The sequence below is a fragment of the Longispora fulva genome, from assembly GCF_015751905.1.
Taxonomy (GTDB): Bacteria; Actinomycetota; Actinomycetes; order Mycobacteriales; family Micromonosporaceae; genus Longispora; species Longispora fulva.
Genome location: NZ_JADOUF010000001.1, coordinates 2446793 through 2472009 on the forward strand (window position 1 = coordinate 2446793; position 25217 = coordinate 2472009).

The following is a 25217-nucleotide window of genomic DNA, read 5'->3' on the forward strand; positions in this document are numbered from 1 at the left end:
TCCGGGCCGGCGGGGCGCGTCGGGGCCGGCTCGGAACCGTAGCCGCCGCTGTAGCCGCCCCGGGTGGGTGTCTGCATCCGGACCCCGTCGGTCCGGTCGAGTGTCGCTGTCGTTGTCATCGTGGCTCCTCAAGGAACGCGAGAGGGTCGGCCAGCAGGTCCTCCAGCAGCGCCGCCGCGGAGGACACCACCAGCGAACCCTCGCCGAAGGTGGTGGGAAGAATGCGGTCGCCCAGGTCCGCCGCCAGGCGGTGCGCCCGGGCGCTGGCCTCGGCGCGCACCTCGTCCACATGGGCCGGGATGGCGACCACGCCACCTGCCAGGACGATCCGGGACGGGTTGAGCAGGTCGGCGAGCATGGCCACGGCCCGCCCGACGTACCGGGCGCGGGTGCGCAGGATCGCGTCGGCCGTCGCGTCGCCGGCACGGGCCAGGTCGACGACGGCGTCGAAGTCGGCGACCGGGAGTCCCTGTGCCCGGGCCTCGGCGAGCACGGCCGTATCGCTGGCCCTGGACTGCAGGGTCCCGCCGTCGACCGGCGCGTGGTCGACGCTGCCGGCGGCCGAGCGGGGCCCACGCTGGATGACGCCGCCGACGACGGTGGCGACGCCGACCACGTTGCCGACGAACACCAGGGCCAGGTCGTGCACGTCGCGCCCAGCCCCGAACCACATCTCCGCCTGCGCGGTCGCGCGGGTGTTCTGCCCGAGCCGGATGGGCCCGGGCACCTTGTCGCGCAGCATCGCCAGCAGCGGGACATCGGTCCAGCCGAGCGCCGGGTGTTCGACCACGACGCCGGCGTCCTCGTCCACCCAGCCGCCGATGCTCACCCCGGTGCCGACGAGCCGCTGATCGCCGAGGTGCTCGGCGAGGAACGCGTCGACGGCGTCGGCGGCCTGGGCCACCAGCGGCTCGGGTTGGATCTCGTGGGGCAGCGCGACCTGGGCCCGAACGGTGCCGTCGAGGCCGACGAGGCCGATCGTGGTGCGCAACAGTCCGATGTGCACGCCCAGGGCCACGGCGGCGGTGCCCTCCAGGGTGAGCGGGACCCTGGGCCGGCCGAGTTCGGCCGAAGCCTGTGGGGCGAGCTCGCGCAGGGCGCCGGCCTCGATCAGCCGGACGACGACCTTCGTGACGCTGGGCGCCGACAGGCCGGCGTGCCGGGCGATCTCCGCTCGGGCGACGGCGCCGTGCGCCAAGACCGTCCGGAGGACCGCCGACTCGTTACGTCGACGCATCGCCTCGGAGTCCTGCCCCACGGCGGCCACGCCCTGTTGCCTGCTGCTCACTCCACAACTCCTTTACTTAGTTTCTCGAATTTAATAAGCATGCCACACGGCGGCAATCATCTGAACGGCTGACCAGAAAAATCGTGGGAACTGCGGCAGCGATACCTAGCTGTTGATCCCGTTATACCCGGTAACGGCGGATCGAGATCGACGGACGCGACCTCCGCGAGCGAGGCTCGGGCAGCGAGACCTGACGCGGTACCGCAGACCCAGCCAATCAGCCCCGCCGGGCGGACCCGCCCGACGTTGCGGGCGGCGGCAACACGGTCAATCCAGCCAGCACACGATGCCGCAGACAACCAACCCGCTGCTCCGAAGCCCCACATCACCCACACAAAGGCTCGGAGAGACTCGGTATGGCGGGATGCTTCAGGCGGGTTTGTCTGCGACTAAGGGCGGCAGCTGGCGGATCGGACCTATCAGTGGCGGACGATCAAGGTGTATCGCTGATAGCCGGGGTAGCAACTGGCCACAGGGCACCCCGCCGACGCCCGTGGCGCTATCGTTCGACCGGTGCGGATCTTGTTCACGTTCATCGGTGGCAGCGGCCACTTCCACCCGTTGGTCCCCGTCGCCCGCGCCGCCCAGGCTGCCGGGCACACGGTGGCCGTGGCCGGCGGCGGGACCATGGTCACCACGATCGAGGAGGCTGGCTTCACCGCGTTCGCCACCAGCCCGCCCCGGCCCCGACGGGCACCGGACCACGGGCCGCTGGAGCCCGCCGACCCGGCAGGGGAGGCACGGCACCTGCGGGAGGGCTTCGCTGGAACCGGGGCCCGGCGGCACGCCGCTGTACTGCCCGGCATCGTCGCGCGGTGGCGTCCTGACCTGCTGGTCCGCGACGAGGTCGACTTCGGCGCCGCGATCGTCGCCGAGCTGCTCGGCCTGCCCTGCGCGACCGTGCTTGTCCTGGCGGCCGGGACGTTCCTACGCCCGGAGATCGTCGCCGAGCCGCTGCACGAGCTGCGGGCCGAAAAGGGCCTGCCGCCGGATCCGGCGCTGACCATGCTGGAGCGTGGGCTAGTGCTGTCGCCGTTCGCGCCGAGCTTTCGCAGTCCAGCCGCGCCGCTGCCGCCGACGGCGTTCTCTTACCGGGCCACCGCCGGCGCCCCGGCGCGCGCGGCCACGACGCGGCCGACCGTCTACTTCACCCTCGGCACGATCTACACTCACCCGGAGCTGCACACCCGAGTCCTCACCGGGCTACGGGACCTGCCCGCTGACATCATCATGACCGTCGGCGAACACATCGATCCCGCAGGGTTCGGCCCACAGCCCGCCCACGTGCGGATCGAGCGGTTCATCCCGCAGGACGAACTCCTGCCGCGCTGCGACCTCGTCGTCTCCCACGGCGGTTCGGGCAGCATGATCGGCACTCTCACCCACGGCCTGCCGGCGGTCCTGCTGCCAATGGGCGCCGACCAGCCGCATAACGCGGCGCGTTGCGTCGAACTCGGCGTCGGGCGGGCGCTCGACCCGATCACCGTCACCCCAGACGAGGTCCGCCAGGCGGTTTCGGCGGTACTCGCCGAACCCGGCTACCGGCGGGCAGCAGCCCGGATTCAGACGGAGATCAGCACGCTGCCACCGGTAGCGGCGACAGTCGCCGCGTTGGAGCGCCTGCGCGGCTGAATGAGCCCGGGCGGGCCGCGGAGGGCGACCAGAAACTGCCCGGCCGCCCCAGTGCCACGCTCGCGCCGACAGGCAACCTGTGCCCCTGGCCGACAGCCTCAGCCAACAGGCCCACTGCGGCGCGGCGTTGTGTCCGCCAGCAATCGCTCTTGGTCACAGCCCCGGTGTTTTCCCAGGCCAGGCGGATAGTGTGGATTTCGCCTGGGGTGGGTTGTCGGGGCGTTCCCGCGTGAAATTGGGTGGCGATGAGGACACGCCGGAGTTTGGCGATCATGTCGGCGTAGCTGGGCTGGCTACGTACAGCGCCACAACGAAGATCAACGCGCGGATCGCGGCAGATGGGGGCGTGGTCTAGAAGGGTGGGGGTCCGACGATGTCGATGCCCCCGTTTTGCTGGGCGCTCTGCGCGATCCTGGCGAAGTCCACGATGCACGCCGATCCTTCAAGTGGCTCGCTCGCGCCGCGGTAGAAGGGTTCGCACTCGCATGTGGGCTGGATGCCGAGCACCTTGGCTGTTGCGCTCTTGACGATGAAGGCGTGAGGCACACCCGCGGGCACCATGACGAAGTCGCCGGCCCCGAGTTCGTGTTCATCGTCGTTGATGCGGTACCGGATCTGTCCGTCGAGCACCCACATCGACTCCGAGACCGGGTGGGTGTGGACCGGGGTCCACTTGCCCTCGACCATGTCGACCTCGATCAGGCTGATGTCCTCGTTGGCGCCGCCGAGCTTCCAGGTGAAGACTCCGCCGCCGAAAAACCATCGCTTCTCGCCCTCGCCTGCCCGTCGGATCACCGGCGCGAGCGTCGTCTTTTCGGTCATTTGACACCCCGATCGTTTATGAGACTTGAGTCTTATAACGAGAATCGCATATCATGAAGGGCATGTCAACGGACTACCTCGAGTCAGGTCGCACGCGGCAGAAGCAACGCACCCGCGACCAGCTGATCGCTGCGGCACGCGAGCTGATCACCGCGGGCGACACGCCCAGCGTCGAGGAGGTCGCCGAGGCCGCCGGGATCTCCCGCCCGACCGCCTACCGCTACTTCGCGTCACGCGCCGAACTTCTCGCCGCGGCATACCCGGAGACAGCGGTCGCGTCGGTCCTTCCCGACCCGCCGCCAGCAGCCGTGGACGAACGCGTGGCCGCCGTTGCCGAATTCGTCATCGGCCGCGTGCAGGAGCATGAGCCACAGCAGCGTGCGATGCTGCGCCTCTCGCTGGGCGAGGTGTCCCACGAGCTACCGCTGCGCCAGGGCCGCGTCATTCCGTGGTTCGTCGAGGCGCTCGCGCCCATGGCCGAGTCGATCGGCGACGAAGGCGTCCACAGGCTCGCGTTGGCACTCCGCGCCGCATGCGGCATCGAGACCCGCGTCTGGCTCAGCGACATCGCCGGACTCGCGCCCGCAGAAGTCAGCGCGCTCCAGCAATGGATGGTCGACGCCCTCGTCAAACAGGCCCTCGAAACACCCTCGACGTTGCTCGCGAATTTGGTGGTGACTGATAGTGATTGACGTTGCATGAGGGATGTCGATGAGCTTGTGGCCACCGTGTGCAGGGCCTGGCCTGTGGATAGCGGCGTGCCTGCGGAAAAGTTTCCGCAGGTCAACGGCATACGTTGAGAATCCGCCTCACGGCCTCCGGGTCGGACAGGTCGGGAAGGACGAGGTCGGCGCCGTCGAGTTCGGCGGCGGTGTGCGGGCCGGTGGCGACCGCGACGGCGGCGACGCCGGCGGTGCGGGCGGCGTCGATGTCGCGTGGGGTGTCACCGACCACGATCACCCGGCCGGGCGGAATCGGCGTGGTGGTGTACCGCGACGCCGCCTGCCAGGCGGTGTGGACCAGTTCGGCGCGCACGGTCGAGTCGTCGCCGTACCCTCCGCACTCCCACACCACGAGGTCGTGCAGCCCGAGGACCCGCAGCTTGGCTTCGGCGACCGACCTGATGTTGCCGGTGACCAGCACCGAAACCACATCGTCTCGGCCGTGCAGGGCCTCCAGCACGTCCCGGGCTCCGGGCAGGACCCTGGCCAGGGCACGGTAGTCGCCCATTAGGTCCATGGCCGCGTCGTGCAGCGCCGCGAGGTAGTCGTCGAGCAGCCCGGGCGCATCGTCATGATCGACTCCTGCGGCGATCAGGTAGTCCAGGCCTATCGCCCGGTCGGTCCTGCCCGCGCGGGGCGGGAGGTCGTCGGGTTCGCGGCCGGTGACGGCCCGGGTGGCCGCCAGCGCGGCGCGCTGGCCGATCACCCCGGCCGTGACCAACGTGCCGTCAAGGTCGAAGGCCACCACGATCACCGCGCGCTCCACTTCGTTCGTTCGTGTCCTTGAAACAGCAGGATCCAGATCATCGGCGACACCGAGGCGATGACCGCGACGACGCCGGCGAGCACCTGCACCGGCCGCACCCACATCCAGCGGGCGGGGACGGCGAACCCGGCCACGGCCGTGGCCGCTGCGACCATGACGACGGCGGAGATGACGGTCATGTTCAGGCCGCCGCAGGTGCCAGGTCGGCACATCGCCGACAGGCCGTGGGCCGGCATCCCGCAGGCCAGCAGGAGCAGGGGTGCTGCCGCCGCGAGGACGATCACGACCCGGGTCGACGACCGGCTCGCCGCGGCCGGCGCAGTCCGGGGCTCGACGGGTTCCGGTGGGCTCATCGCGTGCCTGCCTCAGGCTGGTCGGTCTGGTGTCCGGTCTCGGTGTCGGTGAGGTATCTCGGCACCGGTTCGCCGGCGGCGAGCCTCGGCAGGAGCCAGGCCAGTTCTGGTGGGCGCAGATCCAGTTCCGCGAGCGATTCGAGCCCGATCCAGGCGACGGCGGTGGTGTGCCCGGGTTGTGGTCCGAGGCGCGCGGTCAGCGGCTCGGAAGTGGTGGCAGTGAAGACGACGTCGATGCGGTGGCGGTGGCTGCCGCCCGCAAGCGGGTAGGACGTCTCGCGGACAAAGGTCAATTCGGCGAGTACGACGTCGAGACTGGTCTCTTCCCGCAGCTCGCGGACGGTGGCCGCGGCGGCGGTCTCGCCCGGGTCGAGGCCTCCCCCGGGTAGGTGCCACAGGTCGCTTTCCGGGCCGCTGGCGGTCAGAAGGACCGCACCTTCGTGGAACAGCACGGCGCGGCCGGTGACCCGCAGCTGGTGGGCGGGATCGGTCAGGTGGTCCACAGCGACTCCCGTCATGTCGATGCGCCGGTGGATCGGTCTGCATCGTGTAGAACGTGGCGTGCGCGGTCGAGTTCGACGGCCAGCAGGCCGTGGCGGGCGGCGCGTACCGCGAGGTCGGGCAGGTGGCGGTGCAGGGAGATCTCCCGGGCGACGAGCACGACCAGGTTGAGCGCGTACCCGGTACCCGCCCCGTCGCGGGCGACGCGGGTGTTGATCGTAGCCCGCACGGCGGGGCTGCCCGAGCCGATGAGCACGTCGATGAGGGCCAGGTCCAGGCCCTGCACGTAGCAGCCGACGAACTCCAGGTCCACCAGCCCGACCCGCCCGTGGTCGAGGAGAAGGTTGGTGGGCAGCGGATCGCCGTGCTGCACAACCCGCGGGGAGCCCACGGCGGCCAGCAGGCGCAGCGCGGCGCGGCGATCAGGCGGGGTGAGTATTCCTTCGGCGCTGGCCTGTTCGATCCGGGCCGGATAGTCCCACCACTCCCGGCGAGCCGCCGGCGTCGCGGGCCAGGACGCGAAGGCGGTGAGAGCGTCGCAGATCGCTTCTGCCGTCGGGGAATCGACGTGCTCGGCGTAGCGGTGCTCGCCGACCCGCGCGCCCGACAGCCGTCGGGTGACCGTCACCGGCCCGGTACCGCTGATCATCAGCTCGGGTACCCGCGCGGCGGGCGGTTCGATCGCTGCGGCGGCGAGGACCTGCTGTTCGTGACGGTGCCGCACTGCCCAATCCGGGCCGCCGTCGCGGGGGCGGGCGGTGAGGAGCTTGATCACGACCGCCTCGCCCCGGTAGGTGCCATCGGTGACGAGGGACTTGTCGGTGTGGTGCAGGACGGCCCCCACGTGCAGGCCGTCGATCGTCGCGGTGGCGGCAGTCAACGCCTCGAGGTCAGCGGCCAGGTCGCCCACTGTCCCGAACCAGGCGGGGCCCACAGTTTTTGGACCACTCATGCGACAGGCCGCTCACTCGAGTACCCGCTGGCCTGGAGCTGGAACAGTTCCGCGTACGTGCCGTCGGCGGCCATCAGCTGGTCGTGGTCGCCGTGTTCGAGGACCCGGCCGTGGTCGAGGACCAGGATCTGGTCGGCGTCGCGGACGTTGGCGAGCCGGTGGGTGATCAGGACGGTGATCCGGTCGGCGGCGCCGTCGCGCAGGTACTGGAACAGGGCGTGTTCGGCCCGCGGGTCCAGCGCGGCGGACGGTTCGTCGCAGATGATGACCGGCGCGTCGCGGTGAAAGCCCCGGGCGGCGGCCAGGCGCTGCCACTGGCCCTGCGAGGGGTCGTGGCCGCCCTTGAAGCTGGTGTCCAGGAGGGTGGCGTACCCGTTGGGCAGGCCCAGGATCATCTCGTGCGCCTCGGCGGCGCGGGCGGACGTCTCGATGTCGGCCTGGGTGACGGGCCGGGGCTCGGCGCCGATCCGGACCGCCTCGCGGGCGGTGAACGGCCAGCGGGCGAAGTCCTGGCTGATGGTGGCGATGTGTTCGCGCATCGCCTCCGGCGAGAAGCCCGACGTGTCTGCGTCGTCCCACAGCATCCGGCCGCCGGTCGGCTCGTACAGTCCGCCGAGGATCTTGGCGAGTGTGGACTTCCCGGACCCGTTCTCCCCCACCAGCGCGATGGTCTGCCCGCGCCGGATGGTCAGACTCACCCCGGCGAGTGCCGGCGCGTCAGCGCTCTCGTACGTCAAGGTCACGTCCTCGAGCCGGATCTCGGCCGGGGCTTTGGGGGCGGCGGTGCCGGCGCGTTCCTGTCGGGCGAGGGTGGTGGTCTCGGTGTCCTGGACGTCGGTGACGTACAGGCCGGACTCGAAGACGTGGTTGACGTTGTAGATCAGGTTCCGCAGCGCGCTCCCGCCGGTCTGCAAAGCGAACACGGCCGTCACTGCGGCGGCCAGGGGCAGGTGGCCTTCGACGAGCAGGAAGGCGAGGAGCGCGTAGACGCAGGCGGTACCGATGCCCGCGAGGCTGCCGCCGATCACCCGCGCGGTGGTCTGCTCCCGGGCGACCTGGAGCTCGGTCTGCTGGATCTGGTCGAGGAGCAGGCCGAAGCGGCGCAGCAGGTAGCCGCGCAGGTTGTAGGAGCGCACCTCGGGGGCGTGGCGGCGGTAGGCGAGCTGGTGCCCGAGCGTCCACGACCAGCGGGCGCGGGCCAGCCAACGGGTCGACGCCTGGTACTCGGCGCGCGCGGCCCGCACCGCGCCCCACCCTTCGGGGAGGGCCGCGACGATCAGGACGGGAAGCAGCAGGGGGTGGATGGTGAGCAGGGTGACGGCGACGGCGGTGAAGCGGGCGGTGTTGGTGAGCAGGTCGATGGTGGCGTTGACCAGCTCCTCCACGGCGTGCAGTCCACGATTGCGGGCCCGGTCGAGGGCGTCGGCGTAGGACTCGGTGTCATACGCCGACAACTGCACCCGGCTGGTCACCGACAGCAGGTGCACCTCGGCGGCGTTGCGCACCCTCGGCTTGAGGCGGGCCTGGGCGTAGCCGGCCGCGGTGGACAGCCCGCCCCGGGCCACGGCGGCGGCCATCACCACCAGCAGCGACGGCAACGCGGCGAGGACCTTGTCGCGGGTCAGACCGCTGGAGAACAGGTGCACCAGCACCTGCTGGGTCGCCAGCAGCCCGAACGCCGTGAACAGGCCGCTGGCCACCTGCAACACGACCGTCGCCACGGTGTCACGGGCCGAGGCCCGCCAGGCCATCCCGAACGCGAGGCGGGTCAACCGCGGCAACCGCGCCAGCACCGTCCAGAACCGGGTGTCGATCATCTGGCTGGTGTACTTGTGCCAGTGGTTGTCGGCCTCCATCTCGACCAGCAGGTCCTGCTCGACTGCGACCGTGGGGCTGTCGGTTGTCTGGAGTTGGGCGGGGGCGGTCTGCTCGGCGGGGCGGCTCATGCCCGACTCCCCGACACTGCCGGGAAGCCGTCGGCGGCGTAGATGCGTCCGGCGGTGATCTCGGTGAGCGCGGCGACGGTGTACGGCACCATCGGCTCCGGTAGAGCGTCCGGTTCGACCCAGGCCAGCCCGGAGCAGCGGTCCGGCTCGGCGTTGACCGGATCCCCGGTCCACCTGTCGGCTTCGAAGAAGAATCCGACCCGCGGTTCCTGTCCGCTGGCCTGGTGGTGCATGACGTGCACGAGCCGCAGGTCGTCGAGGTCGATGTCAATGCCGAGTTCTTCGCGGGCCTCACGCGCGGCGCCGTCGGCGAGGGGTTCACCCGGCTCGAGGTGCCCGGACGGCAAATGCCACATTCCCGAGGCGTACACCGCACCCGCCCGGCGCGCCAACAGCAGCTTCCCGTCGTCGCGGCGCAGGAGCACATGCAGGTCCACGATCGACCGGTATCGACCCAGGCCCACCAACAGCCCCACCTCGGCCGGTGGCAGGTCCGCACGCGAGCGCAGTGCCTGCATCCACTGCACGACGAGCCCACCGAGCTGCGTCAACTCCCCATACAGCAGGCGGGGGTCGGCTTCAGCGAGTGCTTCGGCGAACTCCTCCTCGATCAGGTGCCGCCACGACACCGTGCCTCCGGCCGCCTGGCAGGCGGCGCGTGCGACATCTGCGCGGTCTTGCCACTGGGGCCCGGTGCCGTCCGGCAGCCCGGACTGATCCCCCCAGGCTGCGTGCTGCCGGATGCGCTCGGCGACCAGATCCGCGAGCGCCCCCGCCATGCCGGCCCTGTCCAGTTCCGATGCGGATAGTGCGTTGGCCATCAGTGCCTCCCAAGATGGAATCCGAACATATGTATCACAACGAGGCCCGGTGCCGCAGGATGCTTCGGGTGGGTTTGTCTGCGACCAGGCGCGTCGGCGCCGAGACCTGCGTTGGGGCGGCGGCTGGATACTGACGTTGGCGGAGGTGGTCACGAGCACGGTTCCATCCGAGGAGACTGTGGGGCAGACGTCTGCTGGCCGGGGGTTCACAGGGACGGCGTCAGCCCGTACAGGTGGCGTAGACGCGCCCGCCGGGGCCGGTGCCCTCGATGTGCACGGTGACGGGATGGTCGGGCACGGTAACCGTCCCCGACGCCTCGGTCACCGAGCCCTGGTTGTGGCCGTCAACGCGCACGCTCAGCCGGGTGGTGGTCGCGCCGGCCTCGTCGCGGGCGGTGTACGTCCAGGTGACCGTGGTCGGGGTGGTGCGGGCGAGGGACAGATGGCCGGTGTTGCGTTCGGCGCACGGCTCGGTGTTCGGGGCTGCGCTGGCCGAGGCGACCGCGCCCAGATCGGGGAGCCCGTCGAATCCGCCGACGACGTACAACCGCGCCGGCCGCCAGTCCGATGCCGGCGAGGAGGATGGCCTGGTGTTGTCGGCGACGGACGGCGTGTTCTGCCTGGGCGCGTTTGCGGTCTGCCCACGCGGTGCGCACTGCCCGCAGCAGCAGCCAGCCGACACCGCCGACCAGCACGAGCACGCCGAGGTTGACCCAGACCTTCACGACGATGCTCCCGAGGCCTGCGTCGAGTGCGTGGTACGAATGTCGGTCAGGGCGTCGTCGATGCGATCCAGATGGGCCGGCAGCTCGTGGGTGAGGATTGCCCGCACCACGGCGCGCGCCGGGTCCGAGCCGGTGACGTCCAGGCGTCCGGCGGCGTCGGCGTGGATGCCGGCGGCGACAACAGTATCGCCGACCATCGCGGTCACGGCCATGACCGACGGACCGCTTGCCTGCCGGTGGAGGCTTTCGATGCGGGCCATGGTCGCGGTGCTGGTGCGGGTCGCTCGGCGTGTGGCGAGCATCGTGCGTACCGCCCAGCACGTCAGCCACGCCACCCGCAGGCTCACTACCCCTGCGGCGATCAGCAGCGCCGTGGCGATCGGCTCGGTCACTCCGATAGCTGCCGGGGTGGCGCCGAGGGCGAGGGCGATGGCCACGAGTCCGGGCGCGCGGCGGGCGGCTCGGTGCGTCGGGCACGTGCGGGTCAGCACGCGTGCCGCTTCCTGGGTGGCAGTGATCGCGGCCTGGCCGTGGTCGGCGGCGTCGGTGAGGCGCGGCTCGGCGTGGCTGCTGGCGAGGTCGGTGAGGGTGTGGGTGGAGAAGGTCAGGAGGGCGTGGCAGGCCACGAGGTGCTCCCCCACCTCGTGGCAGGCGCAGCGGCCAGGTGTTGTGCGTGTCATTGCGGTGCTCCCAGGTGGGGTGTGGGGTCGACGGTGGCGGTGTGCGGGATCAGCCTCGCCAGGACCGCGGGGACTTCGCGTTCGATCTGTTCCCACCAGGGCTCGCGGCCTGTGCGGCGCAGGTGTGGCCAGCCGGGGCGGTGGGTGGCGGCGAGGTGCGCGAACGGGTCGCACAGTGCCGCGAGGCGTTCGGTGATGATCGCCACCGCGTCAGGTGCGAGCAGGTGGCCTGCCTGTGTGGGGTCGGCGCGTGCCGCGGCGATCTCCTTGTGGAGCCGCCGGCGGTGGGCTGCGCGTTGGTATGCCGCGACCGCGACGCGCCACCACGTCTGCAGGATCATGGTCCAGGCGACCAACTGCGCCACCTGCACGGCGAGGCTCGCCGCCGACTGACCGGGTGCGTCAGGTACCAGCCACGTCAGGGCGTTGGCGACAACGGCGGGCAGGTGCCAGCGGGTGCGGGCGGCGAAACGGTAGTCCTCGACCAGGTACGCCCAGTGTCGTAGTCGTCCAGCAAGGTGCACGGCGTCGCGGCGTGCGGATGGGTCATCTGTGGCGTGGGCGTCGGCGACGATGGCCATCCCGTCGAGTGCGTGTAACAGGCGCGAGGCATGCACCTCGACGCGGATCGGCGCGGGGGCGTGTCGCCACAGCCACTGGGCGGCGGCGGTAGTCATGGCGTCCTCGGTTCCGCTGACCGCAGCACGTCGGCCAGCAGTGCGGAGTGGACGCAGGCGAAGGGCACGGTCAGGGGCTGCCCGTCGAGGAGGGCGGCCAAGGCTCGGCCGGCCGGGGTGCGTGGGAGGCGGCTCGTGCGGGCGGCGTTGCGGAGCCCGGCCAGCTGGTGGGCGTGCGTGTCGACCCAGGCCCGCACCGCCGGATCCGGCCCGGCCACGCCCTGGCGGAGATACTCGCGTGCCGGAGTGGTGATCTCCCACAGGGCGGTATCGACAGCAGGGCGGCCGTGGCCGACGGTGACCAGGTGCGCCACGCACACCGCCCCGCCTGGTACCGGGACCGGGCTGGGGCTGGTGATCGGCACGTAGCGTGGTCCGAGACGTGGGCGTTCGGCGAGGTGGCGGGCGAACGCCACCGCCAACCTCACCCGCACCGACGCGGTGCCGGGCCCGATGAGGACGACGGCCTCGGCGTCGGGGTGCTTTGCCAACTGCAGGCCGTCTTTGGTCAGGTCGGCGAACTCCCCTCGTGTCCACCACGCGGAGCGGGCGGGCCCGACGGTGCCGAGCCACCGGTGCCCGAGCACGGCCCGGCGCGCCGTGGTCACTGCGAGGACCCCGGCGCCGGGCGGATCACGGAAGTCGCCCATACCGGCTGTGGACACGACCTCCGCCGCCGGTTCGGCCAGGCGGGTGTTCACCGGGGACCGCCGAACGTGACGTCGAGCAGCGGCAGGAGCCTGGCGGCCTCGCGGTACACGGCGGTGATCGTCAACGGCCCGTCCGCGCAGATCTCGGCGACCATCGCACCCAGCGGGTTGTCGGGAAGGTATCCGGCCCGTGCCCGGGCGCGCAGGTCCAGCAGCTCGCGCAGGTGGGTGTCCAGGCGGCCGCGTGCGGTGGCTGGCGGTAGGGGTTCGCCGTGGACCTGCTGCGCGGTGGCGTCGGCGATGACCTCCCACATGACCCGGTCGCGCAGCTGGGTGCCGGTGTCCACGGTGATCAGGTGCGGGATGACCGTGCATCCGTTGAGCACGGTGCTCGGCCGGGCCGGGCAGCATACTGCCGCCTGGTCGGTGACGGCGAGATCGCGACGCCGCCGGGTCAGGTCTGCGGACACGGCCAGGGCCAACGCGACCGTGTGCGCCTCGAGGGTGTGGTCCTCGCGGCGGTGCGCGAGTGCCGAGCCGAGCACACCCGGGGTGCCGCACAGTCCGATCGCCTCGCGCATGGCCCACAGTGGGTCGCGTTCAAGGGTGAACCACACCCCGCCGGCCGACGCATCCGCCAGGTGCTGCTCGCCAGCCACATGACCGATCGCCGCAAGCACTAGCCGTCCCTGTCCGGGCAGCACGTCGAACCAGGCGGCTGTAGTGTCGAAGACGTCCTGCACACCGGCCCCGATCACCGGGACACTTCTTCCGGAACGGGCACCCGCCACAGCCAGCACCGGCCCTCGGCATTGCGGATCTCGTACCGGTGCGCAGGATCCAGAACCACGGTCGTGCCGTTCAGTGACGTCAACCGTTGCACCGGGGCTCCGTTGTGCCGCAACCAGCCGGAGGGAAGCACATGTCCCTCGATGGGGACGAGCAGCAGCCACCCGCCCGGCGGGTCATACACCAGGATGCAGTCGGCGGCCGGCAACCAGTCCGCCCGGTCGGCGTCACCCCGGTAGTCGCGCACGGTGATGCCCACCAGGCGGGCCAGGCCGGTGCGTGTGTCGGGGCCTGTGGCGTCGAGTTCTGCGACCGCCAGGCCGTGGTCGGGAAGTTCGTGTCTGCTCATCATGTCCTCGCCGTGCTCGATCGCTGTCAGTCGAAATCGCGGCCCGTCGCCCTGTGCGTCGCGGGCGGACGGGCAGAAGGTTCAGGCGGCGTGTGGCATCGCGGTTCTGCTGTCGCGGCGGTGGTTCTTGGCCTCGAACATCGCCCGATCGGCGGCCACGAACGCCTGCTCGGAGTCCTCCCCGGGGCGCAGCAGGGCCACGCCGACGCTGAGGGTCACCGGCCACGGCGCGCACTCCCCCGCCGGCATCAACAGCCCGTCGGCCAGATCCGCCGCGAGCGCCGTGGCGTGGGCGTGGGGGTCGGGGCCGTCGAGTGGGACGAGGGCTGCGAACTCGTCTCCGCCGTAGCGGGCCAAGAACCCTCGCCCGGCTAGCACTCGGGTCAGCAGACCCGCGACGTGGTGGAGGGCCCGGTCGCCGCCCGGATGACCCAGCACCCGGTTGAGGTCCCTGAACCTGTCGACGTCGAAGACGAGCACGGCGGTGGGGCCGGCGGCGTGTCCGGCGCGCGCCAGTTCGGCTTCCCACGCGGCACGGGAGGCGATGCCGGTGACGTCGTCGACGAGCGCGGTCTGCCGCCACAGTGCGGCCCGGTGCAGTGCGACGGCTTCGCGGGCCCGGGCGGTGCGCGCTTGCGCCCGGGCGGTCAGCAGTACCGTGGTGACCGCGCTGCCAGCCGCGCACATCACGGCAATGGTGGCCAGCCGCGCCACGTGGCGGGTGGTCACCGCTCAGCCCGCCACGGTGATGCCGGCGGCGAGGATGTCGTGGCGGAAGGTCCACGCCTCGTGCCACGGTCCCCGGGCCGCCGCGCCGGCACGCACCGCCCATTGGGACATGGGGCACGGCCATGCCTGGGTGCAGCCGGCCGCCCACCGTCCCGCGTCATCCGGATGCTGGTGGTGGCGGTCGGCGAGGCGGGTGGCGGTGCGGGCCAGGAGCGGGTCCGTGACGTCCTCACCCACCCGACGGCTGCTGGTGATCATGCTTGTGTCCTTCCTGCTCGGCCGTACGTGCTGGGGCTGGGGCGGGCTGGTGGTGCGGTTTCGGCCGGTGGGGTCGCACCCGGGTCCTGTGCGAGCGCGACCTCACCGGGGCTGATGCCGGTCAGGGCCGGCCGGGCCTCCACATCGGGAAAATCGGCGGTCCGTCGGGTAGATCGATCGGATCGCCGAGGTCGAGGTAGCCGTTGCGGGCGTAGAGGCGCTGGCTGTTTTCGTCGCAGGCCTCCAGGTAGGCGGGGGCTGCGACTTGGTCGAGGCGGGTGTGTGCGTGGCGCAGGAGCAGGCTGCCGATGCCCTTGCCCTGCCAGGCCGGCATCACCCCGAGGAGTGCGAGGTGGTCGTGCGGGTCGGTGGGGTGGTGCTCTTCGAACCGCTCGTCGAGGGTGTGGAAACGGGGCAGGTGCGCTCCGGTGGCGGCGGCCAGCCGGGCCGGGTAGTCGGGGATGTCGGGCAGTGGGGCGGTGCGGGGGAACCAGACTGCGGCGGCGATCGGAGCGCCGACGCGGGTGGCGATGTGTGTGTAGCCGTGCTCGGCGGCATGCCTGGTGAGGATGCCGAAGAAGTCGCGCAGCACCCTCTCGCGGCTGGTGTCGTCGGGCACCAGCCACCGGCACACCGCGATCGGCGCGAAGGCCGTGGTGATGATGCGGGTGACGTCGTCGAGGTCGCCGGCGGCGGCGCGGACGATCTCCACGTCAGCCTCGATGGAGTGGGTGGTGAGGGCGTGTTCTGTAGTCATGGGTGGTGGGCCTCCTAAGCGGACTGGGGTTCGCGGTACGGGGAGTCGGGTAGCTGCTCGGGAAGCGCCGCGCGGGTCGCGCGGCCGATGGACGCGTACACCTCAGGCCGGGCGGTCCGCAGCCACAGACCGCGCGCGCACCCGGCGGCGGTGAGCACCGCCAGGGCGGCGGGAACTTCCCATCGCAGCGGCGAGGTCTCTGCGACGCCAAGCACCGCGGCGAAGTTGACCAGCGCGAGAGCGACCATCGCCGCCAGCAGGACCGTTGCGACGATCGGGCAGATCAGCCGCGTCCACACCCCGAGCCGCGGCTGGTCGGGTCCGTGCAGCAGGAACACGGCGGCGAGGGAGGTGGCGGTCAGCAGGCACAGGACGGCGAAGCCGCCGGCGGCGCCGAACAGGTAGAACATGCGGGTCACCGGGTCCCAGCCGGCGACGGTGTAGGCGCCGATCACGGCGGCGACGGCTGCGGACTGTAGGGCTGAGGCCCAGATCGGGGCTGCGGTGCGGGTGTGGGTGCGTGCTATCCAGGCGGGGAGGACGCGTTCGCGGGCGAGGCTGAACACGTAGCGGCTGCCGGTGTTGTGAAACGCGAGCATCGCCGCGATCAGGGAGGTGCCGAACAGCAGCCGCACGGCGTTCGCGGCCGGCTCGCCGAGCTGGTCGAGCGCGGCGAGGGCGACCAGGTTCGTGCCGTACTCACCGGCGTGCTCGATGGTGCGCGCCGGCCCGTCGGGTACGGTCATTGCCCACGCCGACACCGTGTACAGGCCAGTGATCAGACCGAGGGTCAGTAGCGTCGCCTGCGGCACAGCCCGGGGGCGGGCCTCCTCTGCGTAGGGGATGCCTTGTTCGATGCCGACGTAGGCCAGGACCACGATGACCAGCGCGCCGCCGATCGCCGGACTCCCCAGACCGGCAGGGTCGAAGCTGTCGGCGAGGTCGATCGGGTGGGGGTGTCCGCTGAACAGGACGGAGCCGACGTTGGACGCGGAGGTGAGCATGACGATGAGTAGTTCGCCGGCGCACAGGACGGCCAGGACCTTCGCCGACACCGTGACCCGCAGGACCCCGAGGGTGCTCACCAGGGCCCAGCAGGACAGGGCCACCGCCCACCACGGCAGACGCCAGCCGGTCGCCTCGCCGATCAGCGGGCCGAGCGCGGAGCCGACCGCCCCGTAGGCGGCGACCTGCACCGACAGGTACCCCACCACCGCCAACCACGCAGCACCAACGCCCGGCACCCGGCCCAGGCCGGCGGCGATCACCGTGTACAGGCCACCCGCCGACGGACACACCCGGGCGGCGGCGAGGTATCCGGGCATGAACACCGCCAGGACCGCGCCGACGAGAAGGAACACCAGCGGCAGCGCGGTCAGGCCGATCGCGGCGTAGGCGGTGGGGATGACACCGGCGACGACGGTGAGCACGGCCGCGGCGCTGAGCATCACCCCAGTTAGGGGGCCGGTGCCCAACTGGGCGGCGCGCAGCAACTGCGGCACCCGGGCGGGCCCGGCGCCTTGGGGTGATGGTGTCTTGGACACGAGGAGGGTCTCCAGGGAGGAGGTTAGCGGGACAGGTGCATCGAGGCGATGACGTGCTCGCACAAGGCGAGCACCGCCCGGGCGTCGGGGGCGAGACGCGCGATCATTCCGGTCGCGTGCGGGGCGAGGTGTTTGTGGTCACGCAGCCACAGACGCTGCATACCCGCCGCACGGATCAGCCCCACCAGCACGGCGTCACGGGCCGTCGCGGTCGGAGAGTCCGCACCGAGCGCAAGACGGTTACGCAGCAGCACTGCGCGCCGCTCGGCGTCGGTCGAATCAGCCGGCACGGCGGCACTGCGACGCCGACCCAGCCGGTTTCGCCACTCCACCCGGTGCAGCACTCCGGACGTCACGAGCGCTTCGCGGGTCCAGTTGGGGATGCTGGCCGCGAGTACCCGCAGCCACGTCTCGGCGGCGGTCGGCGCCATCCGCAGAATCTGCTCGGACACCTCCGCCAGGCCGAGGTCCAGGCGCAGGGCGGTGTCGGCGACCAGGACACCGCCCTGCACGCTCCAGCACCCGGCCAGCAGGCCACCGATCAGCTCCGCCCCCACCAGCGACACGCCCAGCGCCGACCCAGGTATCAGCAGCCGCCCGGTCTGGGGGTCGTGCGCGATCAGGTACAGGTCCTCGGTGACGAACCCGCCGTCACCGGCGAGCAGAAGCCCGTCCGCACGCTGAGACTGCCGCCCGGATCCGAAGCGGGAGGCCGGATCACCGGGGACCAGGCGGGCTGCGAATTGCCGACCGGTCGGACCGTAGGCGGGCTCGTCACCCGGTATTGCAGGACCGCTCAAGAAGGTTCCGGTCATCGTGACCACAACTCGCCTCCCGCACACAGCACCCGGCACCCGCCGGTGACGGGCGCGTACCCAGGGCTCCCCTCAGCGCCACCGGCCATCCAGGGACGGCCGCCAGCGGCGACACCCTCACGACCCGCAGCGGGCTCCGGGTGCCGCCGCGAACGAGCAGATGCTGTGGTGGCCATGTCGAGGCCCTTCTTCCAGCCGCCCGCAGTGCGGGCGGACACGGGGCTGGTGCCACCCCACCTAACGGGCCGATCCGGAGTGTCGGACAGGCGCACACCAGGGCGGTGACAATCCGTTGACAGCGAGTGCTTGTTGGCAACCAACGCGCCGGTCGCCACCGTGGCGGGGCCGATCACGTTCTTGCTCTGCCTCCATTGGCGCGCATCGTGGCCTTGACGGGTAGGTCGCCGATGCCGACAGCCCAGTTGTCCGCATCCCCGAGTGCCTGGCTTGGCCCGGTCGGCTGGGTAGCATCGTCAGGGTGAGTACACCGGGTTTTGACGCCTTGACCTGCTGGGGTGACGGCTTGTTGTGGGTGCAGGCCGACGAGCAAGGCTGCGGGCTGATGGCCTGGTCCCGTTCCAGTGGCACGACCCGGCTCACCCCTCCGGAGGTCGAGGTCGGCAACATAGTGCACGCCTACGGCGGCGGCGCGTTCGCGGCCGGCCCGGGCCGCATCTGGTACGTCGACGCCACCGACGGACAGCTCCAGACGCTGGCGGTCCAGGAGCCGAACGCCGAACCGACGCCCTTGACCGGCGGCCAGCAGGCCGGCTCCGGCGATCTGATCTACTACGACGGCGAACTGCTCGGCGTTCAGGAAGGCGAGCACGGTGACACGGTCACCGCGTGGGACACGTCCAACGGGCTGGCCCGGACGCTGCTCACGTCGTCTGGATTCCTGGCCGCCCCGCGCCTCGCGCCGGGCCGTCTGGCGTGGTTGACCTGGGGCCAAGACGCGATGCCCTGGGACAGCGCCGAACTGTGGTGCGCCGACTACCATCCAGGTGGCGTACCCATCGGTGCGGTGCTCGTGGCCGGTGGGCCGGATGAGGCGGTTGCCGAGCCGCGGTGGGGGCCGGACGGGTCGCTGTACTTCATGTCGGACCGCTCGGGCTGGATGAACTTGCACCGCTGGGACGGCACCAGCGTGCGGTCGGTTGCGTCGATGGACGCCGAGTGCGCCGCTGCGCCCTGGGAGCTCGGGTACGCCAGCTACACGTTCCTGCCCGACCACCGCATCGCCATGATTGCCCGCCGCGGGACCCTCGATCAACTCGTTCTCGTCGAACAGGAGGGTGTGCGGGAACTGGAGCTGCCGTTCACGTCGATCAAGCCATACATGGCCACGGTGGGCGATCACGTCGCGATGATCGCCGCGACACCAATCACAGCTCCCGCCGTCGTTGTTGTCGACCCCGACGGCTCTTTCGTGATCATCGCCGGTCAGAGCCCTGTCCCGAGCGCCCCGCGCCCCACGACGGGGCACACCGCGGGCGGGGTCACCTACCTGCTGCATCGGCCCTCGACCAGTCTGGCCGGTCCCCTGCCGCTGATCGTGCGGGCACATCCTGGCCCCACGGACGGGATCACCTACCGGCGGGATGCCTTCATCGATTTCTTCACCCACAACGGCTTCGCCATCGTCGATGTCGCCTATCGGGGCAGCACCGGCTTCGGGCGGGCGTTCCGGAGATCCTTATACGGCCGGTGGGGGCTTGACGACGTGGCGGACTGCGCGGAGGTCGCCGAGCACCTACTCGCCACCGGAACCACCACCCCGGGCTCCGTGTTCATCGCTGGTGCCAGCGCCGGCGGGTACACCGCTCTGCATGCCGTGTGCGCGGCCGGGCCGTTCGCGGCTGCGATTGCCCGCTCGCCGATCATCGACCCAAAGAGCTGGGCTGCGACGGTGCCCCGGTTCCAACGCGCCCACGCAGTCGCTCTCGACGGTGGAGGCGGCCGGGTTCGATCCGAGGCGATCCGCAAGCCCGTCCTGCTCGTGCACGGCGCCAACGACCCCATCACATCGGCGGCCGACACACTTGCCCTCGCACACGACCTGCAAGACCGGCGGTCCAGTGTCGAACTGCTGCTGCTCGACACCGAAAGCCACACCCTCTCGGCGCCGCACCTGGCCGAGGCGGTGCTCGACGCCGAGCTGCGGTTTCTCCGGGCCATGATGCGCTCAGAGCGGTAGCAGGGCCCTCATGTAGTCCTCAAGGTCGCGCACCGCCGGCTCCTTACGGAACGGGCCGAGGTCCTGCCTGAGGTCAGCCAACCGCTGCCGGCTGCGCGCCGAGGAGGTCTGCGCGGTGTAGTCGGCCGCCTGCCGCCCCACCGCACACGCCTGCTCGATCAGTCCTGCCCGGGCCAGCGAGGACGCCATCAGTGCGGCGTCGATCGCCAGCCGCCGCACATGCGTCGGCGACACGCCTGCCAACGCTCCGTCGGCCTGCTGTTGGGCGAGGCGCGGGTGGCCGAGATCATGGAAGCAGTGCGCCACCTCATCGGCAAGGTAAGCAGTGGTGAAGTACCTGATCCACCCCGGCTCGCGTTCCGGCGATGCCGCGTCCAGGTTCCGCTCGGCTTCAAGGATTGCCTGCGTCGCAGCCCGCTCGTCGCCGTGGCGGGCGTGTGCCCTGGCCGCGACGGCCGTAAATGCCGAGCGCGCGAGCGGGCCGGCCAGGTCGCGGGTGCCTCGAAGGCCGGCCTTCGCCATCCGCAGTCCGAGCGGCACCTCTCCGCGGTGCAGCGCCAGGTGGGCGCTGTTGACCGCGAGGATGTAGCCGCCCAGGAGCCGGTCGCCTGCGGCGGTAGCCCAGTCCAGAGCCTGCAGGTAGCAGCCCTGCGCCAGCTCGTCGTTGCCCGAGTCGATGGCCTGATAGCCCGCCAACTCCCAGAACCCCGCGGCCGTGGCGTACAGCCGAACCGCCACCTCGGCACTCGAGGGACGCGATGCCAACAGGCGGGCCAGATCGGCACTCGCGTAGGCCGTCACCATGGGAAACACCATGCCAGCGCCCTGGACGTGATCGAGCCGGCGAAACTCCTCCAACCGCCGGGCGACACCATCGACGACCTCGTCGTCCACCCAGCCCATGGCATTGTCACCCATGATGCGTGGAGCCGGGTCATCGTCGAGCAGCCAGTCCAATGCCGCCTGCTCCATCGACCGCGCCGGTCCCCCGCCGGCGCGCTTCGCCGTCTGCCGCTGCGCGGCGAGAGCGTGCCCGAACGCCGCGATCACGCCGTCGGTGTCCAGGGCCGCCTCCAGGGCCGTCACCAGCTCCGGTGCCGGCCAGCGCTGCGCCTTCTCGACCTTGCCGATCAGATCGGCGCTGACAAATGCCAACGCGCCCAGCTCTGCCTGCGACAACCCTCGCCGGTCACGCCAGCTGCGCACCGCAGCACCAAACGCGTGCCGTGGTGACAGCTGCGGGAACAACCGTCGGGGAGCTTGAGCCATCGCCAGCCTCGAAAACACTTCGGTCCGCATGGCATCGCTATGGGATGCGACACCGGACCTGACCCTACCTGCGGCAATAGCACCGGTCCATGGCTTCGAACCGTTCCGGCGCCATGTCAGTCGCGGAACCGCAACTTGCACCAGGCCAGGCAACTCGCGATTGGACCTGCTGACAATCCATTGGCGCTACACGAAGCACGGCACGCCCCCCCAGGTCGCGGATCGCGAATTAAGTTCACGGTCGTGAACACGCGGCGCAAGAAATCTCTGACTGCAGATCCCGCACCCACACTTCGGCGGTTCGAGGCACAGTGAGATCGACTGGGTCGACGCCGCCCCGGGGTTCGGTGTGGCGATATGACCGGACCGGCATGCCCCTGGGGTCAAGCGGTGCCGGCCTCAGCGGAAACGTTTGAGGACTACCGGGCGGGCGCCGCGATCGCCGGTGAGTTCGACTACCAGCCGGCGCACCGACTGGCTACGGCGATCTGCCGACAACGATTCGACGGCCTGCTGCGCGCGCTGGAGCGCACTAGCGTGGTCGCCCCGCGCGTGCTCGAGAACGGCCCGGTGGAGTTCCAGATGGGTCGAGTACCTGGCGTGACCGGCGGGAAGGGCTCGGGCGGCCTGGTCGATGGCCGCTTCGGCGCCAGGGTGGGCGATGCCAGCGAGGATTCCGGCCCGGGTCACAGCGTGCCGCCACCAAGGGATGTCCTCGTCCGTGGCCGCGGTGTCGCAGCCGGTACGGGCGAGTGCGCGGTCGGCGGCGTCGAGTTCCGCCAGAACGTCAGCGTTGCTCCGGGCGACGAGGACGGCCCGCGTGAGGTGGGCCAGCACCAGGCCGGTAGTCGGCCTGTCCGCGATGGCGACGGCCTCGTTCGCCCACGTGCGGGCGAGACCGACGTGCAGCGGCTGATCTTCCAGGTCCTGGGCCGCTCGAGCGCGCGACCAGACCTGGGTCGCAGGGTCCCCGCTCGTGTCGGCCCACGCCACTCCTCGCCGGTACCAGTCCACTGCGGCGTCGGGGCCGTCGAGTTCGCGCCACGTCTGGCCGTAGAGCGTCGTCATCCGCCCGGTCAGCGCGTGGACCTTGCGGGTGCTGGTGGTGCCTCGGATCGCTGAGAGGTCGCTCCACAGCCGCATGCGCACCTGAGGGACCTCCGGGAGCGCCATGAAGGAACGCGAATGGGCCCGGTGGACTTCGGCCCAGTCATCGGGGCTGTGCGCCACGGGGATGCTCGCGGCCAGGGCCTGCTCGAGGTCGAATGCCAGGGCTGCTGGTCCCGCGGCGGCACTGGTAGCCAGGTACGCGATAATCTCTCGCCTGCTGAGCATGTTGGGGTACTCCAGTCCGTAGGCGAGCACCACCTGGCGGGTAGGTGGTTTCACGCCGTTTTCGATGTTGCTGAGGTACGGACGGCTCAGGCCGCTTCTCAGGGCTAGGGCCGCGAGGTTGCCGCCGGCGGCACGCCGCTCGGCCTTCAGAATGGCACCTATTGTCGCCATTGTTCTACCTCACCACACCGGGGAACGCGAGGGAACGTCGCGGTCAGCCTGGACCACGCACTCCACGGTACGCGCAGTGACAGACTTCAATCACCGCCAGCGGAACTTCCTTACGACCAGGGGCGAGGGGTAGACGGCCGCCATACCCTTCGCCCCTGGCCGTGCCCCTGCGCTGCGAAATGGAGCACGATATGACAGCCTTCACGACCGTCAGTACCGGCCGGGCCCGCGAAGAACTGGGCCGCTTCTTCCTCATCGCCGCCCTCGCCGACAGTGCCCCGGAGATGTTCTCCGCGTTCATCGACGCCGAGTGGCACCGCCTCCTCGGCACCGGCGCGTACGACGGCTTCTGCGACCAGCTGGTCGGCCACCCGGTCGGACACCGCGAGGACGCCGGATACGGCCAGATCACCTGGGTGCAGCGCTACCACGAGCAGTTCGGCCCGTTGCCGGCCGAGTGGTTCGCAGACGCCGCCGGCACGATCGACCACAGCGCCTACGACGCCTACCGCTCCACCGGCGCGGTGACCGCGTCCTGGAACTGCTCCCCGGCCAGCGACGGCGACGGCGACCACCACACCGAGCCCACCAAATAGACCGACGACGCGGGGCCGCCCAGCGAGGGCGGTCCCGCCCACTTCGGTCGCGCCCAGGAGGTCGATCGTGCGCGAGCTTCACCCCACCACTACCGACCCAGCCAGCATCCATCCCGGCCTGCCCGGCTACCTAGCCGCCATGACCGGCCACTGCCCCTTCCTCACCCCGTCGCTGAACCAGCAGCTGACGACCTGGTCAGCCTGGCAAGCCGACCCTGAGGACGCACCGGACCTGTTCGCACTGCTCGTCGAGCACACCGAGCACTTCCGCCGGCGCCGCGCCAAGGATGGGCTGCTCGTCTGTGCGAACATCGCCGTCATGGGACCGAGCAGCATCCAGGAGGCCCGGGCAGTGCTGGACTGGCCAGCCTGGATCACGCGCAACATCTACGCGGAGGTCAGCGTCATGATCGGTAAATTCTGGATCGGAGAGGTCGAGAATGACAAGGTCGGCAGGGCTATCATGCCGCCGCCGGTGTCGTACTTTTCGATCCGGCACTCGTACCCCGCCAAGGACGCCCGGTTCCTGCACCGCTTCACCGATGTCTCCACGGCACTCGCTGCGGCCCCGGCCCACGACGACGGCCGCGATGTCCTGCGCAGGCACCTCGCAGGCGATACTCCGGGCGGCGCGTTCACCCGGCTCTGCGCCGCCTTCCCCGCGCCGATGGCGGTCTGATGGCCGCGTCACTTCCGGCCAGCATCGCCTACCAGATCGGCCCGATCAGCGGCTCCGAACTAATCGCCGACCGGCGCGGTAGCCAGGTGTTCCGCGTGCAGCGCCCCGACAGTGCCGCACTGGCGGTCAAGGTCTCCCGGACCAACCCGGACCCGGGAGCGCCGAACCCTGACTACGCCCGGCTCCTCGCCGCCCGCGAGGCCGCCGTTCTCGCCCACGGGCCGGCCCCTGCCGGGTACCTGCACGCCGCAGGTGCGACTCGTGAGGCAACGTGGATCGCGGTGGCCTGGATCGATGCGCCTAGCCTGCACCGCACGTTCGCCTCCGCCCGCGACGCCGACACCCCCGAGGGTCGCCGCACCGCACTGATCGCCGCCGCCGCGGCGGCCGGCGCTGTCGCCCGGTTGCACACGTCCGGCTGGATCCACCGCGACTTGCAGTCCGCCCACCTCTTGTGCGGCCCCACCGGCGCAAGTCTGGTCGACTTCGCGTTCGCCCAGCCCCCAACTGGCGTCCGGATCGAGCCGGTGGTGCCGTATCGGGGCGGGCTTGTGCACCTCGACGCCCCCGAACTCGCCAGGGCACTGCTCGACACTGGCCCGGCCGCCGACGTGACCATGGATCCTCCCGCGGAGGTATTCAGCCTCGCCGCAGTCATCCGCACCTGCTGGACAGGAGTGTGGATGTACGACTACCCGGAAGACGCGACGATGACCGCCCGGCTCTCGACAATCGCCGCAAGCGACCGCCGACCCCTGTCCACACAGCGTCCCTGGGCCTGGCCTCGACTCGAAGCGCTGCTCACGGCGGGCACCGAACCCGAGGCCAGCGCCCGGCCGACCGCTAACGAGTTCGCCGACGCCCTCACCCATGCGATCTGACGGCAGAAATCATCACCTGCGCGCTGGTGACATCTACGCAGGCATTCCCCAGTGGGCCCGCGTCCTGCCAGAAGTTCTAGAGTTTCGCGTCTTCCTCTTGACCACCCGATCTGAAGCGCAGCCCGACTATGTACGAACTCAGCCCTGCTGAGGCCCACGACGTCCCAGCCATCGCTGCGCTCCTGACTGAGCTTGACACCTATTACGGCGCCCCGGTCGCCAACCTGACGACGCGCGCAACCGCCAGATCGAGGCTGTTCTGTTCAGGCCAGTACCGGCCGCCCACGCACTCCAGACACGACATGACGAGCAG

At 70.8% G+C, this 25217-nt stretch carries 27 protein-coding genes; 6 read left to right on the plus strand and 21 right to left on the minus strand.

The features are described from left to right. Positions 1–115: 115 nt before the first annotated feature. Positions 116–1288, minus strand: a complete 1173-nt coding sequence (locus IW245_RS10825) for an ROK family transcriptional regulator (RefSeq protein WP_197003047.1) — start codon at positions 1286–1288, stop codon at positions 116–118. Positions 1289–1801: 513 nt separating this feature from the next. On the opposite strand from IW245_RS10825, the gene IW245_RS10830 reads away from it, so the two are divergent. Beyond that, a complete protein-coding gene (locus IW245_RS10830) occupies positions 1802–2920 on the plus strand; it encodes a glycosyltransferase (protein ID WP_197003048.1) in 1119 nt (372 codons plus the stop codon). A gap of 351 nt (positions 2921–3271) precedes the next feature. Here IW245_RS10830 and IW245_RS10835 read toward each other — a convergent pair whose 3' ends face one another. Then, on the minus strand, positions 3272–3742 hold the full coding sequence (locus IW245_RS10835; protein ID WP_197003049.1) for a cupin domain-containing protein: 471 nt from the start codon (positions 3740–3742) through the stop codon (positions 3272–3274). A 62-nt stretch (positions 3743–3804) separates the two neighbouring features. Between IW245_RS10835 and IW245_RS10840 the strand changes: the two genes are divergently transcribed. Further along, entirely contained in the window at positions 3805–4434 is a 630-nt protein-coding gene (locus IW245_RS10840) for a TetR/AcrR family transcriptional regulator (RefSeq protein ID WP_197003050.1), read from the plus strand. Between the two features lie 91 nt (positions 4435–4525). Here IW245_RS10840 and IW245_RS10845 read toward each other — a convergent pair whose 3' ends face one another. The 17 genes from IW245_RS10845 to IW245_RS10925 form a co-directional block, all read right to left on the minus strand. Next, on the minus strand, positions 4526–5230 hold the full coding sequence (locus IW245_RS10845; protein WP_197003051.1) for an HAD family hydrolase: 705 nt from the start codon (positions 5228–5230) through the stop codon (positions 4526–4528). Then, entirely contained in the window at positions 5215–5583 is a 369-nt protein-coding gene (locus IW245_RS10850; protein ID WP_197003052.1) for a hypothetical protein, read from the minus strand. The genes IW245_RS10845 and IW245_RS10850 overlap by 16 nt, the downstream gene beginning before the upstream one ends. After that, on the minus strand, positions 5580–6086 hold the full coding sequence (locus IW245_RS10855) for an NUDIX domain-containing protein (protein WP_233472380.1): 507 nt from the start codon (positions 6084–6086) through the stop codon (positions 5580–5582). The genes IW245_RS10850 and IW245_RS10855 overlap by 4 nt, the downstream gene beginning before the upstream one ends. 11 nt (positions 6087–6097) lie before the next feature. Next, on the minus strand, positions 6098–7036 hold the full coding sequence (locus IW245_RS10860) for a phosphotransferase (RefSeq protein ID WP_197003054.1): 939 nt from the start codon (positions 7034–7036) through the stop codon (positions 6098–6100). After that, positions 7033–8982 (minus strand): ABC transporter ATP-binding protein, encoded by a 1950-nt coding sequence (locus IW245_RS10865; protein WP_197003055.1) that lies wholly within the window; start codon positions 8980–8982, stop codon positions 7033–7035. The genes IW245_RS10860 and IW245_RS10865 overlap by 4 nt, the downstream gene beginning before the upstream one ends. Then, complete coding sequence (locus IW245_RS10870) at positions 8979–9803, minus strand: NUDIX hydrolase (RefSeq protein ID WP_197003056.1); 825 nt, start codon at positions 9801–9803, stop codon at positions 8979–8981. The genes IW245_RS10865 and IW245_RS10870 overlap by 4 nt, the downstream gene beginning before the upstream one ends. A gap of 220 nt (positions 9804–10023) precedes the next feature. Next, complete coding sequence (locus IW245_RS10875; RefSeq protein WP_197003057.1) at positions 10024–10350, minus strand: hypothetical protein; 327 nt, start codon at positions 10348–10350, stop codon at positions 10024–10026. Positions 10351–10524: 174 nt separating this feature from the next. After that, positions 10525–11208 (minus strand): hypothetical protein, encoded by a 684-nt coding sequence (locus IW245_RS10880; RefSeq protein WP_197003058.1) that lies wholly within the window; start codon positions 11206–11208, stop codon positions 10525–10527. Beyond that, positions 11205–11885 (minus strand): hypothetical protein, encoded by a 681-nt coding sequence (locus IW245_RS10885; protein ID WP_197003059.1) that lies wholly within the window; start codon positions 11883–11885, stop codon positions 11205–11207. Before IW245_RS10885 ends, IW245_RS10880 begins: the two co-directional genes overlap by 4 nt. After that, the gene (locus IW245_RS10890; protein ID WP_197003060.1) at positions 11882–12586 is read right to left on the minus strand and encodes a hypothetical protein; all 705 of its coding nucleotides are present in this window, start codon (positions 12584–12586) and stop codon (positions 11882–11884) included. Before IW245_RS10890 ends, IW245_RS10885 begins: the two co-directional genes overlap by 4 nt. Further along, positions 12583–13293 carry a hypothetical protein gene (locus IW245_RS10895; RefSeq protein WP_197003061.1) on the minus strand — a complete coding sequence of 237 codons (711 nt, stop codon included), beginning with the start codon at positions 13291–13293 and terminating at the stop codon, positions 12583–12585. The genes IW245_RS10890 and IW245_RS10895 overlap by 4 nt, the downstream gene beginning before the upstream one ends. Continuing rightward, complete coding sequence (locus tag IW245_RS10900; RefSeq protein WP_197003062.1) at positions 13290–13676, minus strand: hypothetical protein; 387 nt, start codon at positions 13674–13676, stop codon at positions 13290–13292. Before IW245_RS10900 ends, IW245_RS10895 begins: the two co-directional genes overlap by 4 nt. Positions 13677–13754: 78 nt before the next feature. Then, positions 13755–14402, minus strand: coding sequence for a GGDEF domain-containing protein (locus tag IW245_RS10905; protein WP_197003063.1), 648 nt, complete (start codon positions 14400–14402; stop codon positions 13755–13757). Positions 14403–14405: 3 nt separating this feature from the next. Beyond that, complete coding sequence (locus tag IW245_RS10910) at positions 14406–14660, minus strand: hypothetical protein (protein ID WP_197003064.1); 255 nt, start codon at positions 14658–14660, stop codon at positions 14406–14408. A gap of 121 nt (positions 14661–14781) precedes the next feature. Beyond that, on the minus strand, positions 14782–15417 hold the full coding sequence (locus IW245_RS10915; protein WP_197003065.1) for a GNAT family N-acetyltransferase: 636 nt from the start codon (positions 15415–15417) through the stop codon (positions 14782–14784). Between the two features lie 14 nt (positions 15418–15431). Next, on the minus strand, positions 15432–16961 hold the full coding sequence (locus IW245_RS10920) for an APC family permease (protein WP_197003066.1): 1530 nt from the start codon (positions 16959–16961) through the stop codon (positions 15432–15434). Positions 16962–16984: 23 nt separating this feature from the next. Then, positions 16985–17776 (minus strand): GOLPH3/VPS74 family protein, encoded by a 792-nt coding sequence (locus tag IW245_RS10925; protein WP_197003067.1) that lies wholly within the window; start codon positions 17774–17776, stop codon positions 16985–16987. A 532-nt stretch (positions 17777–18308) separates the two neighbouring features. Here IW245_RS10925 and IW245_RS10930 point away from each other — a divergent pair. Further along, entirely contained in the window at positions 18309–19973 is a 1665-nt protein-coding gene (locus IW245_RS10930; protein ID WP_233472390.1) for a S9 family peptidase, read from the plus strand. Here the strand turns inward: IW245_RS10930 and IW245_RS10935 are convergent. Next, entirely contained in the window at positions 19962–21272 is a 1311-nt protein-coding gene (locus tag IW245_RS10935; RefSeq protein ID WP_307788879.1) for a helix-turn-helix domain-containing protein, read from the minus strand. The two genes, IW245_RS10930 and IW245_RS10935, sit on opposite strands and share 12 nt — an antisense overlap. Before the next feature lie 369 nt (positions 21273–21641). Further along, complete coding sequence (locus tag IW245_RS10940; RefSeq protein WP_197003069.1) at positions 21642–22748, minus strand: helix-turn-helix domain-containing protein; 1107 nt, start codon at positions 22746–22748, stop codon at positions 21642–21644. Positions 22749–22939: 191 nt separating this feature from the next. Between IW245_RS10940 and IW245_RS10945 the strand changes: the two genes are divergently transcribed. The 3 genes from IW245_RS10945 (at position 22940) to IW245_RS10955 (ending at position 24904) form a co-directional block, all read left to right on the plus strand. Then, entirely contained in the window at positions 22940–23344 is a 405-nt protein-coding gene (locus IW245_RS10945) for a glycine-rich domain-containing protein (RefSeq protein ID WP_197003070.1), read from the plus strand. Positions 23345–23411: 67 nt separating this feature from the next. Further along, positions 23412–24023, plus strand: a complete 612-nt coding sequence (locus tag IW245_RS10950) for a DUF6875 domain-containing protein (RefSeq protein ID WP_197003071.1) — start codon at positions 23412–23414, stop codon at positions 24021–24023. Further along, the gene (locus IW245_RS10955) at positions 24023–24904 is read left to right on the plus strand and encodes a protein kinase family protein (RefSeq protein ID WP_197003072.1); all 882 of its coding nucleotides are present in this window, start codon (positions 24023–24025) and stop codon (positions 24902–24904) included. The genes IW245_RS10950 and IW245_RS10955 overlap by 1 nt, the downstream gene beginning before the upstream one ends. Positions 24905–25217 lie beyond the last annotated feature (313 nt).

Coding starts and splice junctions, on each gene's coding strand:
- IW245_RS10835 (WP_197003049.1), bottom strand. CDS start 3,742: ATGACCGAAAAGACGACGCTCGCGCCGGTGATCCGACGGGCAGGCGAG.
- IW245_RS10840 (WP_197003050.1), top strand. CDS start 3,805: ATGTCAACGGACTACCTCGAGTCAGGTCGCACGCGGCAGAAGCAACGC.
- IW245_RS10850 (WP_197003052.1), bottom strand. CDS start 5,583: ATGAGCCCACCGGAACCCGTCGAGCCCCGGACTGCGCCGGCCGCGGCG.
- IW245_RS10860 (WP_197003054.1), bottom strand. CDS start 7,036: ATGAGTGGTCCAAAAACTGTGGGCCCCGCCTGGTTCGGGACAGTGGGC.
- IW245_RS10865 (WP_197003055.1), bottom strand. CDS start 8,982: ATGAGCCGCCCCGCCGAGCAGACCGCCCCCGCCCAACTCCAGACAACC.
- IW245_RS10870 (WP_197003056.1), bottom strand. CDS start 9,803: ATGGCCAACGCACTATCCGCATCGGAACTGGACAGGGCCGGCATGGCG.
- IW245_RS10880 (WP_197003058.1), bottom strand. CDS start 11,208: ATGACACGCACAACACCTGGCCGCTGCGCCTGCCACGAGGTGGGGGAG.
- IW245_RS10885 (WP_197003059.1), bottom strand. CDS start 11,885: ATGACTACCGCCGCCGCCCAGTGGCTGTGGCGACACGCCCCCGCGCCG.
- IW245_RS10900 (WP_197003062.1), bottom strand. CDS start 13,676: ATGATGAGCAGACACGAACTTCCCGACCACGGCCTGGCGGTCGCAGAA.
- IW245_RS10910 (WP_197003064.1), bottom strand. CDS start 14,660: ATGATCACCAGCAGCCGTCGGGTGGGTGAGGACGTCACGGACCCGCTC.
- IW245_RS10915 (WP_197003065.1), bottom strand. CDS start 15,417: ATGACTACAGAACACGCCCTCACCACCCACTCCATCGAGGCTGACGTG.
- IW245_RS10925 (WP_197003067.1), bottom strand. CDS start 17,776: ATGACCGGAACCTTCTTGAGCGGTCCTGCAATACCGGGTGACGAGCCC.
- IW245_RS10935 (WP_307788879.1), bottom strand. CDS start 21,272: ATGCGGACCGAAGTGTTTTCGAGGCTGGCGATGGCTCAAGCTCCCCGA.
- IW245_RS10940 (WP_197003069.1), bottom strand. CDS start 22,748: ATGGCGACAATAGGTGCCATTCTGAAGGCCGAGCGGCGTGCCGCCGGC.
- IW245_RS10945 (WP_197003070.1), top strand. CDS start 22,940: ATGACAGCCTTCACGACCGTCAGTACCGGCCGGGCCCGCGAAGAACTG.
- IW245_RS10955 (WP_197003072.1), top strand. CDS start 24,023: ATGGCCGCGTCACTTCCGGCCAGCATCGCCTACCAGATCGGCCCGATC.